The organism is Pleomorphomonas sp. T1.2MG-36, from assembly GCF_950100655.1.
Classification (GTDB): Bacteria; Pseudomonadota; Alphaproteobacteria; order Rhizobiales; family Pleomorphomonadaceae; genus Pleomorphomonas.
Window position 1 is genome coordinate 1059199 of the sequence record NZ_CATNLY010000001.1, and the last position, 11321, is coordinate 1070519.

At 66.1% G+C, this 11321-nt stretch carries 12 protein-coding genes; 8 read left to right on the forward strand and 4 right to left on the reverse strand.

Annotation, left to right across the window (positions count from 1 at the left end; genetic code table 11):
- Positions 1–105 precede the first annotated feature (105 nt).
- The 3 genes from QQZ18_RS04965 to QQZ18_RS04975 are packed head-to-tail and all read left to right on the forward strand — an operon-like array spanning position 106 to position 1687.
- Positions 106–882, forward strand: a complete 777-nt coding sequence (locus tag QQZ18_RS04965; RefSeq protein ID WP_284538476.1) for a LamB/YcsF family protein — start codon at positions 106–108, stop codon at positions 880–882.
- On the forward strand, positions 879–1313 hold the full coding sequence (locus QQZ18_RS04970; protein ID WP_284538478.1) for an acetyl-CoA carboxylase biotin carboxyl carrier protein: 435 nt from the start codon (positions 879–881) through the stop codon (positions 1311–1313). The genes QQZ18_RS04965 and QQZ18_RS04970 overlap by 4 nt, the downstream gene beginning before the upstream one ends.
- Complete coding sequence (locus QQZ18_RS04975) at positions 1310–1687, forward strand: hypothetical protein (RefSeq protein ID WP_284538480.1); 378 nt, start codon at positions 1310–1312, stop codon at positions 1685–1687. The genes QQZ18_RS04970 and QQZ18_RS04975 overlap by 4 nt, the downstream gene beginning before the upstream one ends.
- Here QQZ18_RS04975 and QQZ18_RS04980 read toward each other — a convergent pair.
- Both QQZ18_RS04980 and pxpB read right to left on the reverse strand, forming a co-directional pair.
- The gene (locus tag QQZ18_RS04980) at positions 1672–2628 is read right to left on the reverse strand and encodes a 5-oxoprolinase subunit C family protein (RefSeq protein WP_284538482.1); all 957 of its coding nucleotides are present in this window, start codon (positions 2626–2628) and stop codon (positions 1672–1674) included. The genes QQZ18_RS04975 and QQZ18_RS04980 overlap by 16 nt on opposite strands.
- Positions 2625–3278, reverse strand: coding sequence for a 5-oxoprolinase subunit PxpB (pxpB, locus tag QQZ18_RS04985; protein ID WP_284538484.1), 654 nt, complete (start codon positions 3276–3278; stop codon positions 2625–2627). The genes QQZ18_RS04980 and pxpB overlap by 4 nt, the downstream gene beginning before the upstream one ends.
- A gap of 154 nt (positions 3279–3432) precedes the next feature.
- Between pxpB and QQZ18_RS04990 the strand changes: the two genes are divergently transcribed.
- On the forward strand, positions 3433–4536 hold the full coding sequence (locus QQZ18_RS04990) for a M24 family metallopeptidase (RefSeq protein ID WP_284538486.1): 1104 nt from the start codon (positions 3433–3435) through the stop codon (positions 4534–4536).
- A 237-nt stretch (positions 4537–4773) separates the two neighbouring features.
- Here QQZ18_RS04990 and QQZ18_RS04995 read toward each other — a convergent pair whose 3' ends face one another.
- Together QQZ18_RS04995 and QQZ18_RS05000 are read right to left on the reverse strand one after the other, a co-directional pair.
- Entirely contained in the window at positions 4774–5790 is a 1017-nt protein-coding gene (locus QQZ18_RS04995; RefSeq protein ID WP_284538488.1) for a 2-hydroxyacid dehydrogenase, read from the reverse strand.
- A 127-nt stretch (positions 5791–5917) separates the two neighbouring features.
- Complete coding sequence (locus QQZ18_RS05000; protein WP_284538490.1) at positions 5918–7522, reverse strand: peptidoglycan D,D-transpeptidase FtsI family protein; 1605 nt, start codon at positions 7520–7522, stop codon at positions 5918–5920.
- A 185-nt stretch (positions 7523–7707) separates the two neighbouring features.
- Here QQZ18_RS05000 and QQZ18_RS05005 point away from each other — a divergent pair, with 185 nt between their 5' ends.
- The 4 genes from QQZ18_RS05005 (at position 7708) to QQZ18_RS05020 (ending at position 11284) form a co-directional block, all read left to right on the forward strand.
- Positions 7708–8325 carry a TetR-like C-terminal domain-containing protein gene (locus QQZ18_RS05005; RefSeq protein ID WP_284538492.1) on the forward strand — a complete coding sequence of 206 codons (618 nt, stop codon included), beginning with the start codon at positions 7708–7710 and terminating at the stop codon, positions 8323–8325.
- 67 nt (positions 8326–8392) lie between these two features.
- On the forward strand, positions 8393–8737 hold the full coding sequence (locus QQZ18_RS05010; protein WP_284538494.1) for a hypothetical protein: 345 nt from the start codon (positions 8393–8395) through the stop codon (positions 8735–8737).
- Positions 8738–8831: 94 nt separating this feature from the next.
- The gene (locus tag QQZ18_RS05015; protein WP_284538496.1) at positions 8832–9287 is read left to right on the forward strand and encodes a DUF411 domain-containing protein; all 456 of its coding nucleotides are present in this window, start codon (positions 8832–8834) and stop codon (positions 9285–9287) included.
- Positions 9288–9589: 302 nt separating this feature from the next.
- Positions 9590–11284, forward strand: coding sequence for a methyl-accepting chemotaxis protein (locus tag QQZ18_RS05020; RefSeq protein ID WP_284538498.1), 1695 nt, complete (start codon positions 9590–9592; stop codon positions 11282–11284).
- Positions 11285–11321: the final 37 nt, after the last annotated feature.

Sequence of the window (11321 nt, forward strand, 5' to 3'; positions counted from 1 at the left end):
TGCCAGCGGCGGCGTTCCGGCCCTTCGGCTTGTGAAGAACGCCCTTCGACCTTTCGTCCCGCGCCCGAGCCTCTATACTGAACCGAACGAACCGGAACCGCCGCGATGACACTTCCCCGCTCCGTCGATCTCAATGCCGATCTCGGCGAAGGTTTCGGCGCCTATCGCATCGGTGACGACGCCGCCCTGCTCGGCGTGGTCACCTCGGCCAACGTCGCCTGCGGCCTGCACGCCGGCGACCCCGAGATCATGGCCGAGACCTTCCGCCTCGCCAAGGCGGGCGGCGTCGCGGTGGGCGCCCACCCCGGCTTCCCCGACCTCTGGGGCTTCGGCCGCCGCGTCCTGCCCTACTCGGCCGGCGAGATCGAGCGCCTCGTCGCCTACCAGATCGGCGCGGCGGCGGCCTTGTCGGCGCTGGCTGGCCATCCGATCGCCTATGTGAAGCTGCACGGCGCGCTCGCCAATCTCGCCGTGGCCGACGCCGATGTCGCCGCCGCCAGCGTCAGGGCCATCAAGGGCGTCGACACCTCGCTCGCCTGTCTCGCCATCGCCCATGGCAAGCAGGAGCGGTGCGCCCGCGACGCCGGCCTTCGCACCTACTCGGAGGTCTACGCCGATCGCGGCTATCAGGACGATGGCAGCCTGATGCCCCGCAACCGGCCCGGCGCCTTCGTCCACGATCCGGCCGAAGCAGTGGAGCGGGCCTGCCGCATGGTGATGTCGGGCGAGATCGTCTCGGTGGATGGCAAGGCGCTGCCGACTGCCGTCGATTCCATCTGCGTCCATGGTGACAGTCCGACGGCGCTGGTGACGGCGCGGCTGCTGGCCGAACGCCTCGCCGCCGAGGGGATCGCGCTCGCCCCCTTCGCGGGTAGGCCATGATGGACGACGCGCTGCTGCTCGACCGCCTCGTCGCTCTCCTCCACGACACCGGCCTTCGGGAGATCGAGTTCGAGGAGGGCGACATCCACATCCGCCTCGTCAAGGATGGCGACGGCGGCGTTCGGCCGCAGGCATCGGCCGCGCCCGTCTCGGGCACCGCGCCAAAACCTGTCGTCCCCGGCGATCACGCCATCGTCGCCGGCCTCACCGGCACCTTCTATCGGGCGTCCTCGCCGGACGCCCTGCCCTTCGTCGAGATCGGCGACCGCGTCGAGGAAGGGCAGACCGTCGGTCTTCTCGAAGCGATGAAGATGCTGAACCCCATCGAGGCCGACCGCGCCGGCCGCGTCACCCAGATCCTCGCGGACGATGGCGCGCTGGTGACGCGTGGCGCCCCGCTCATCCGCCTCGCCCCGGACGATGCGCCATGACCTTCGAGGAGATCGAAGCCGTCGTCCGCCGGCTCGATGGCCGGGGCATCGCCACCGCCGACATCCGCATCGGCCCGGCGCGTTTGACGTTGCGCTTTGCCGCCGAGGAGAACCCCGGGGCTGCGCCTGCCGAACCGCCGCTCGCCCTCGCGGTCGCGCCGTCGCCCGGCCGCTTCCGGTCCAGCCATCCGCTGGAGACCGCGCCGCGCTTTGCCGAAGGCGACCGGATAACGAAGGGCGAGACGATCGCCTATGTCGAGGCCAACGGCCTGTTGCTGGCGGTGGTCGCCGCCGCCGACCTGACGCTTGGACGGACCCTGGTACGGGATGGCGATGCGGTCGGCTGGGGCACGCCGCTCTACGAAACGCGATAGAGCGCCGCCGCTCCTCGCAACCGATCTAGCCAGCCGGCCGTCTCGCGAAGAGCCGCCAGCGCCTCGTCCCGCCCGACCACAGCAAAGCGCAGCGCGTCGCCGGGCATCGCCTGTCCGAGCCGCCAGAGATCGGCTTCGATCACCGTCGCGATCTTCGGATAGCCGCCGCAGGTGTTGGCTTCGGCAAGCTGGACGATCGGCCGCCCGGCCGGCGGCACCTGCACCGTGCCAGGCACGATGCCGTGCGACAACAGCTCGCGCGGCCGCTGGCGCGTAAGCTCCGGTCCGTCGAGCCGGCATCCCTGCCGGTCGGCCTCGGCGGTCACGCGCCAGCTTGTCGTCGCGAACAGCCGGCGGGCCTCCTCGGAGAAGTCCGGCCACTCGGCGGCCGGCAGCACGCGCAACGGCTCGTCCGTTCGGTCCCGGCCCGGCGGCGGTGGCGTGCCGATCCCGCCGTCGGGCAGCCTTCCAGGCCGCCTTGGCCCCAACGGCAAGTGATCGCCGCGCCTCAGTCCCCGGCCCTCATGGCCGCCATAACCGCTCTTGATCTCGGTCGCCCTGGCGCCGAGCAGCAACGGCACGTCTATGCCTCCACCGACGGCGACATAGACGCGGGCGCCGGCCGTGGGCGGCGCGATCGTCAGTTCGTCGCCCGCCTTCGCCTCGGTCGCCCACCAGGGCGGCAAGCGGCGGCCGGAGAGCCGCGCCTCCGCCAGCGCGCCGGTGACGGCAACCGCCGTCGCCGCCTCGAATCGCAACCGGAAGGGAAAGGCGGCCACCTCGATCGCCGCCGCGCCGGCCTCGTTGCCGACGAGCGCGTTGGCGGCATCGAGCGCCACGACATCCATGGCGCCGGACCGGGAGACGCCGCTCGACAGCAAGCCGCGTCGGCCGCGGTCCTGCACCGAATTGAGCGCGCCGGACGACAGGATCTCGATCACCGCTCCACCCCCGCGACGATGAAGCGCACCCTGTCGCCGGGCCTCAGCGTTGCCGGCGCGGCGCGATGCGGATCGAACAGCGAGAAGTCGGTGCGACCGAGGATATGCCAGCCCGATGGCGCGGTGATCGGCATGATGCCGGCCTGACCGCCGCCGACGATCACCGCCCCCTTGGGCACGCCCTGACGGGGCACCGCCCGGCGCGGCATGGCCAGCCTGGGATCGAGGCCGGACAGATAGGGAAAGCCGGGCATGGCGCCGATCGCCGCCACCTTGTAGACGGCGGCGGAGTGCCACTCGACAACATCGTCCACCGACAGGCCGAGACCGGTCGCGACATCCGCAAGATCCGGGCCGCCATAGATCACGGCGATATCGTGCGACCGGCCATCCCCCTCGGCCGGCGCTGCGCGGCGCCACCCATCCACAAGGCGGCGTTCGATGTCGCCCGCCTCGACCACCAGCGGGTCGAACACCACCATCAGGTTGTTCATGCCGGGCACGACATCGTCGATACCGTGGAGGCCGGTCAGGCTGTCGGCAAGCGCCAGGAGCCGCCCTTGCCGCGCCTCGTCGAAGACTTGGCCGGCGGCGACGTCGAAAAGGAAGGCGCCGGTTCCGGCGTCGGAGAGGGTGAAATCGTCGGGCAACCGGTTCCTCTTTGATCGACGGCGATTATCGGCAGCCAATGCCCGCCGCGCAAGGGAGCCACGCGGCAATGCAGTTGGTGGATGTGCGCCAAAAGTCTATACTCGGGGATTGATAGCCGGCCGAAAGACGCTGGCAGACACCAAGGACCGTCTGATGACCCCTGAGACCCAAGCCCGCCTCGCCGCTCTGCGCGAGCGGATGGTCGCGACCGAAACCGGCCTCGTCGCCGTTGCCCCGGGCTCGCACATGCAATGGCTGCTCGGCTTCACGCCGGCGTCCGACGAGCGTCCGTGCCTGCTTCTCGTTTCGCCGGGCGGCACCGCCTTCCTGATGCCGGCGCTCAACGCCGACGACGTGCGCCAGCACACCGACATCGACTTCTTCCGCTGGACCGACGAGGTGGGGCCGCATGTCGCGCTCTGCCAGGCGCTGGCCGCCATCGGCGCCAACGCGCCCGACCGCGTCGCCATCGACGAGACCATGCGCGCCGACTTCGCGCTGCTGGTGCTCGACGCCCTGCCGTCCGGCGTGCTGCGCACCTTCACCGCCGATACGCTCGGCGGCCTGCGCATGCGCAAGAACGAGCGCGAATACGACCTCCTCAAGATGAACGCCGGCATCGCCGACCGGGCGATCGAGGCCGCCGTCGCCGCCCTCAAGCCGGGCATGACGGAGAACGAACTCGCCTCCATCATCCGCAGCCACTTCCTCCAGGAAGGCGCTGCCCCAAGCTTCTGGATCGTCGGCAGCGGTCCCAACGGCGCCTTCCCGCACCACACCGCCTCCGACCGCCACATCGTCGAAGGCGACGCCGTGGTGATCGACATCGGCGGCATCAAGTCGGCCTTCCCGAGCGATATCACCCGCGTCGCCATCGTCGGCCGGCCGCCGGAAGGCTTCGCCGAGATCCACGCCATCGTCGAGCGGGCGGTCCAGGCCGCGCTTGCCGCCGCCAAGCCCGGCGTGCGCGCCCGCGACGTCGACGCCGCCGCCCGCACGGTGATCACCGAGGCCGGCTACGGCAAGTTCTTCACCCACCGCACCGGCCATGGCATGGGCATCGACGGCCACGAGCCGCCGTACATCACCGCCACCTCGGAGACCGTGCTCGAAGAGGGCATGGTGTTCTCCATCGAGCCGGGCATCTACGTGTCCGGCCGCTATGGCTGCCGTCTTGAGGAGATCGTCATTCTCCGCAAGGATGGCCCGGAAATCCTGTCCGGCCTCTCCCGCGACATTCTGGTGGCGAAGGGATAATTGCCCGATATCTGCCGCACAATTTCTCGTCCCGAGGTCCTGCGCCTTCGCGCAGGATGACAATCTAAATATATGTTTTTAATATATAATTTCGTCATCCTGCGCGAAGGTGCAGGACCTCAGGCAGAACTAAACGAGGGGCTCAAATAGGGCGCCCTCTCTCCAACCCTCCCCTTTTGTGGGGAGAACTGGAGAGAGGATGAAAGCGGCAGGCCCCTTCCATAACCCTCGGTTCCCTCACCCCTTCCCGGCCACCTTCTCGCTCAGCACGCGGTTGGGCGACACCTTGCCGGCTTCCTCGTCGGCGATGTTGCCCATCGTGGTCTTGGCGATGGCGAGCAACGCTTCCTCGGTGAAGAAGGCCTGGTGGCCGGTGATCAGCACATTGGGGAAGGTCAGGAGGCGCTGGAACACGTCGTCCTGGATGATCTCGCTTGAGAGGTCCTCGAAGAACAGGTCCGCCTCCTGCTCGTAGACGTCGAGGGCGACGCCGCCGATGCGGCCCGTCTTCAGGCCGCCGATCACCGCCTCGGCGTTGATCAGCGCACCGCGCGACGTGTTGATCAGCACGAAGCCATGCTTGGCCCGAGCGATCGCCGCCTCGTCGATCAGGTAGTGCGTCTCAGGCGTCAGCGGGCAATGCAGGCTGATGATATCCGAGCGCTCGAACAGCTCGTCGCGGTCGACATAGGTGACGCCGATCGCCTTGAGATCGTCCACCTCGTAGCGGTCGTGGGCGACCACCTCGCAGCCGAAGCCGAGACGATAGGTGCGCGCCACCAGCGCGCCGATGCGACCGGTGCCGACGATACCCACCGTGCGGCCATAGAGGTCGTGGCCGAGCAAGCCTTCCAGGGCGAAGTTGTTTTCACGCACGCGCGCCCAGGCACGGTGGATGCGCCGGTCGAGGGCGAGCAGCAGACCGACCGAGAACTCGGCGACGGCATGCGGCGAATAGGCCGGCACGCGCAGCACGGTGATGCCCTTTTCCTCGGCCGTATCGAGAGCGACGTTGTTGAAGCCGGCCGCCCTCAGCGCCATGATGCGCGTGCCGCCGGCGGCCAGCGCGTCGATCACCTCGGCGTCGAGCGTGTCGTTGACGAAGGCGCAGACGGCGGGAAACCCCTCGGCCAGTCGCGCCGTCGTCCGGTCGAGCTTCGGCTCGAAAAAGGTGAGGTCGTGCCCGTAACCGGCGGCGGCGCGGCTCAGGAAGGTGCGGTCGTATGGCTTGGTGCTGAAAACGGCTACGCGCATCGGGCTCTCCGGAACGATGGTCCGGGTTGAACCTATCAGGCGCAGGCCACAAGAAAAGAGGGATCGAAGGCCAACGGCCTGGACACGGCGAGATCGGCGACGAAAGAGACGAGCCTGCCGACCGGCTTCAGTCGGAGAAAGCGAAGGCGATATCCGCTGGATCGTCGAAGACCGGCTGAACGTCGAGAAGAAGCGCGGATCTCTCGATGATGGCCCCGGCAATCGGAACCGCATTGGCGGCCGACGTAATGCCGGCCCCGGGAAATTCGGGCCGTGGGTCGTCGATGAAGACCAGGAGAACGAAAGCCGGGTCCTCCATCGGGAAGGCCGCCGCGAAGGCGTTGAAGTTGTTGGTGTGCGAATAGCGGCCGTCGATGACCTTTTCGGCCGTCCCCGTCTTTCCTCCCACGCGGAAGCCGGCGACATTCGCCTTTCGCCCCGATCCTTTGACGGCATTGAGGCGGAAGAGATAGCGCATGTCGTCGCTGGTCTTTTCCGAGACCATCTGAACGGCGAGCGCGCGCGCCTCCTCTTCACTGCGCGGCAGAAGGGTCGGAGGCACCAGTCGGCCGTGGTTCATGATGGCGGCGATGCCCACCGCCGTCTGCAGCGGCGTCGTGGCGAAGCCATGCCCGAAGGCGCTGGTCAGCGAGTTGACCTGCCGCCAGACGCGCGGAGAAACCGGCGTTGCGACCTCCGGCAGCTCGAAGGCAATCTTGCTGAGAAGGCCAGTGCGCTCGAGAAACGCCTTGTGGTTCTCCATGCCGACCGAAAGGGCCTCGCGGGCCGATCCGATGTTCGAGGATTGCAGGAACACGTCGACCAGCGACAGCGGCTTTCCCCTGCTGTGCGAGTCGTGGATGACCTGCGAGCCGATGACCAGGGGGTGGCTGGCGTCGTAGATCGTCGTGAGCTTCGCATTGCCCAGCTCCAGCGCCATGGCCGTGGTGAAGGTCTTGATGGTGGAGCCCATTTCGAACACGCCGCCGGAAACCCGATTGAGCCGGTCCTTCTCGGCAGCCTCGGACGGAATGGTCGGATCGAAATCGGGCAAGGAAACGAGCGAGATCACTTCGCCCGTCTTGGCATTCAGGATGACCGCGCCGGCGGCGGCCGGATGGTATTGCTCCATGGCCTTGTCGAGCACCTCGTGCACGGCATGCTGCACCCGGGCATCGATCGTCAGCTGGCTGGCTTGGACCTGAGCTCCATTCATCATGCCGGACTTGCGGAGCGCGCCGAAGCTGGACTGATCGAGCCACCTCTCAAAGCCGGAAATGCCGCCGTTGTCGATGTCGGTCAGCCCGATGACGTGGGAGGTTTCCCTGCCCTGCGGATAAAAGCGCCTGACTTCGCCGCGAAAGCCGATCGCCGGAATCCCGAGTTGCTTGATCTCGTTGGCCTGATCCGGCGTAAGGCCGCGTTTCAGCCATACGAACGACGCCCTGCTCTTCAGCCGCTTATAGATTTCCTCCCTCGTCATGTTCCCCAGAGCCCCCGCCAAGGCCTCCGAGGCTTCATCGGCGTCGACCACCTTTCTCGGCTCGGCAAACAGCGACAGCACCGGAAGATCGGTGGCAAGGATCGCTCCGTTTCGGTCGACGATATCCGGCCGGGCGACGGTCCGATCGAGCGTGGACACCTCCTCTTCGGGAGAGACCTGCAGACCGATAAGCGCGAGTTTGCCGCAGATCGTCAAATAAACGCCGACAAACAAGGCGGTGACAATCATCAGCCGGCTTCTGGAGACCGCGTCGCGCGAATTTCCAGACCGGAACGTGGCAGAGAGCAACGGGAATCGCATACTGTTTGGAACTTCGGAACCCTCCCCGGCCCATGAGGTCGAGGAAACGCAAGACGATGGGGTTCATCGCTAATGCAATTCAAATAGCATTAGCGGGATTAACGGATTGTTAAATGGCGGAACGCGTCCTCATAAGGCCCGGCGGTCGTAGCGAACGGATACAGAAGGCCGTTCATGCTGCCGTCAACGCGTTGAAGGCTGAAAACCCGGACAAGGAAATCACCATCGCGCAGATCGCGGGAAGGGCAAATTTGCCGCCATCCACAATATACCGCCGGTGGGGCAACCTGACCGATCTCCTGGCAGCCGTCGCAGAGCAGCGCTTCCTGGCAGATCCGGTGGTTCCGGATACGGGAGCGTTCAAATCGGACCTGTCGACGTGGCTGGAGCAGTTCATCGACGACATCTCGTCCGGACCGGGGCTGGTCCTCCTGGAAGAGCGCGTCGCCAACGTCGTCCTGGCTCGACAGACGGCCGGATACGCCTATGCCAATCTCGACGTTCTGTGTCGGCGGGCCATCGCCCGCGGTGAACCGGCGCCGACGCCAGACTGGCTGATGAACCTGCTCGTGGCGCCTGTGATCTATCGCATTCTCTTCATTCGCCAGACCATCTCCAAGCCGTTCCAGGAAAAGCTTGTCGAACTAGTCACGTCCCACGCTTCGGAGCTGACGGAGAACCAGACGCAGCCCTCCATAGGTGAGCTGGTCGAGTTTCCATCCGACCCGTGAACGGCACGGTTTGCCATCAGCAAAACAACGCTTGTGGCTGGGCACGGATCGATGTGAAACTGAAGCCATGCGTTTTCTCGCCGGCCTTCGCCTCGTTATCGCCGTCGCTGCCCTGCTCGGTTTTCTGGCCGGCCAGAGCGCTGCGATCCCGGCTGCCGTGGGTCACGTTGCCATGATGGCGGCGACGAGCTCCGCCCATGATTGCTGCGAAGCGACATCCGGCAAGCCCATCGAGAAAGCCAACCTTCCCGGCGACTGCGCAGGCATCGGCTGTTTCATGGCCGCTCCCGCCCTGTTGCCGATCGAGCCGGTCATCGCCTTCGTCGCGGACCGCGCCCCAGAAACGCCATTCCTCGCCATCGACCTCACGGGGCGAGCGCCGCCACCGCTTCTGGAACCGCCGCGCGCCTGAGCGGCTACCTCCATCCAACATCTTCGATCACATCCGCCAGCGCCCAACGCCTCTGGAGCGTCGCGTCTGGACGGACATCATCACAGGCAAAATCATGAAATCCCATCTTCTGGCTCTCCTCCTTCTCGCCTCCTCCACCTCTCTTGCCGGTGCCGCCGGCCAGAAGGTCGACGTCGTTCTCAACGAAGGCTGCATGTGCTGCCACGAGTGGATCGCCCACATGCAGGCGGCCGGCTACACGGTGACCTCCACCGAGCTCGACTACGACGCCATCACGGCGAAGAAAAAGGAGGTCGGCATTCCCGAGGAGGCCGTCTCCTGCCACACCGCCATGGTCGGCGGCTACGCCATTGAGGGCCATGTGCCGGCGGCGCTGGTCGACCGGCTGCTCGCCGAAAAGCCCGATGCCGTCGGCCTTGCCGCGCCCGGCATGCCGCTCGGTTCCCCCGGCATGGGATCGGATGCCAGCGCCGAGCCGTTCGACGTGCTTTTGATTGGCAAGGACGGCTCGACCAGCGTCTTCGCCACCGTGGAGCCCGACCGGGGCTGACGGGCAGAAAGGCGGCCGGCGCCACTCGCCGGTCGCCATGCCGCATTCGATCGATACGTCTTTGGTTCGAAGCCCCGTTGAGGCGGCTGAAAAGGCGGTTTTCTGCGGCGCGAAGGCCCGAATTGCGGACAACGCCGATTGTAGCCGATACGTAGTTTCCGCAATCCCTGAAAGAACCCGTTGACGTCGTTAGGCGATGCGAGCGCTAACTCTCTAAACCATTGTTCTAGCTTGCGTCTTTTTCACCGCCTATTAATTGTTGGAGCGCGTCATGGGCCTACGTATTCGACCGGAGGCCCTATATGTCCCTCAAGAATCTCTCCCTGCTGACCAAGGTTGTGTTGGTTGCTGGCACCATCGGTTTGGTTGCTATCGCTGGTGCCGGCTACTTCGGCTGGCAGACCAGCAACGTCAGCGGCAGTTACCAGGATCTGCTTCAGAACGACGCCCAGGTGCCATTCCTGCTGGCGCGCGCCAACCGCAACATGTCCGAAGTCGTGGGTTCAATGTACAAGAACGCGGCTTCGACGACGGAAAAGGACAATGCGGATGCCGTGGCGGCACGCGACAAGGCAAAAGGCGCGGCCATAGACTACTTCTCGCAGGCCGCAGCTCTGCTTCCGGACCATGCATCCGAGATCAAAGGCATAGAGAAGACGTTTACGGAGGCCATGGACGGCACCTGCGGGCAAGCGGCAAAGCTATCGCAGAGCACCGATCCAGCCCAGAATGCTCAAGCCCTGCAACTTCTGATCGGCAATTGCCAGCCGGCGATCGTCAAAGCTCAGGAAGCGGTGACCAGCTTCAACGATGGAATCGTGAAGGGCGTCGCCGCACAGGTTCAGGACAACGCCGCGACGGTGTCCCAGACCATTTGGACGACCTTGTCCGGCATCCTGCTGGCAACACTTGGCATCATCGCTCTGTCGGTCGTGGTCATGCGCAACTCCGTCACCCAGCCGCTGGCAACTCTGCTGCGGCAGATGCGCGCCATGCAGGACGGCGACTACGCCATCACCATCGACAATCGCGACCGCAAGGAAGAGATCGGGCGCATTGCCAACAGCCTCGAAGAGTTCCGTTCCAGCCTCAGGCTGGCCGAGGACGCCCGCAAGGCGGCCGAAGCTGTGAAGGCGGCCGAAGCGGCTGAACTCAAGCGCCGGTCGGACGTGACCGACAAGTTCGCGGCCCGCATGGAAGAACTGTCGGAATCCTTCGCCGGCTCCTCGGCCGAGGTTGCCGACGCCGCCAAGAACCTCTCTGCCACCGCCGAGGAAACGGCGCGCCAGGCCCAGTCGGTCGCCGGCGCCTCCGAGGAAGCCTCGACCAACGTCCAGACGGTCGCGGCCGGTACCGAGGAGCTGTCCGCATCGGTCGGCGAAATCTCGCAGCAGGTGACCAACTCGTCCAAGATCGCCAAGGAAGCGGCGGCGGAAGCGGCCACCTCCAGCAAGAACGTCCAGTCCTTGTCGGTGTCGGCCCAGCAGATCGGCACGGTCGTCGAACTGATCAGCAACATCGCGGCGCAAACCAACCTCCTGGCGCTCAACGCCACCATCGAGGCGGCGCGAGCCGGAGAAGCAGGCAAGGGCTTCGCGGTCGTCGCCGCCGAGGTCAAGCAGCTCGCCGACCAGACCGCCAAGGCCACCAGCGAGATCAACAACAAGATCACCGAGATCCAGTCGGCCACCGGCGTCGCCGTCGAGTCGATTTCCAGGATCGTCAAGACCATCGACACCATCCAGCATGCCTCCGAAGCGATCGCCGGCGCCGTCGAACAGCAGGGCGCAGCCACCAGCGAGATCGCCCAGAACACCCAGCGCGCCGCGCAGGGCACCGCCGCCGTCAACCACAACATCTCCGGCGTCGGCACCGCTGCCGAGATGACCGGCGCCGCCGCCACGCAGCTGATGGGACTGTCGGATGCCCTGAACGGCAACTCGGCGACGCTGCGCCGCGAGGTCGAGGCGTTCATCGAAAACCTCAAGGCCGCCTGACGCACCAACACCTCCACGGATACGACAAACCGCCCCT

Coding starts and splice junctions, on each gene's coding strand:
- QQZ18_RS04975 (WP_284538480.1), top strand. CDS start 1,310: ATGACCTTCGAGGAGATCGAAGCCGTCGTCCGCCGGCTCGATGGCCGG.
- QQZ18_RS04965 (WP_284538476.1), top strand. CDS start 106: ATGACACTTCCCCGCTCCGTCGATCTCAATGCCGATCTCGGCGAAGGT.
- QQZ18_RS04990 (WP_284538486.1), top strand. CDS start 3,433: ATGACCCCTGAGACCCAAGCCCGCCTCGCCGCTCTGCGCGAGCGGATG.
- QQZ18_RS05010 (WP_284538494.1), top strand. CDS start 8,393: ATGCGTTTTCTCGCCGGCCTTCGCCTCGTTATCGCCGTCGCTGCCCTG.
- QQZ18_RS05000 (WP_284538490.1), bottom strand. CDS start 7,522: ATGATTGTCACCGCCTTGTTTGTCGGCGTTTATTTGACGATCTGCGGC.
- QQZ18_RS04995 (WP_284538488.1), bottom strand. CDS start 5,790: ATGCGCGTAGCCGTTTTCAGCACCAAGCCATACGACCGCACCTTCCTG.
- QQZ18_RS05020 (WP_284538498.1), top strand. CDS start 9,590: ATGTCCCTCAAGAATCTCTCCCTGCTGACCAAGGTTGTGTTGGTTGCT.
- QQZ18_RS05005 (WP_284538492.1), top strand. CDS start 7,708: ATGGCGGAACGCGTCCTCATAAGGCCCGGCGGTCGTAGCGAACGGATA.
- QQZ18_RS04970 (WP_284538478.1), top strand. CDS start 879: ATGATGGACGACGCGCTGCTGCTCGACCGCCTCGTCGCTCTCCTCCAC.
- QQZ18_RS05015 (WP_284538496.1), top strand. CDS start 8,832: ATGAAATCCCATCTTCTGGCTCTCCTCCTTCTCGCCTCCTCCACCTCT.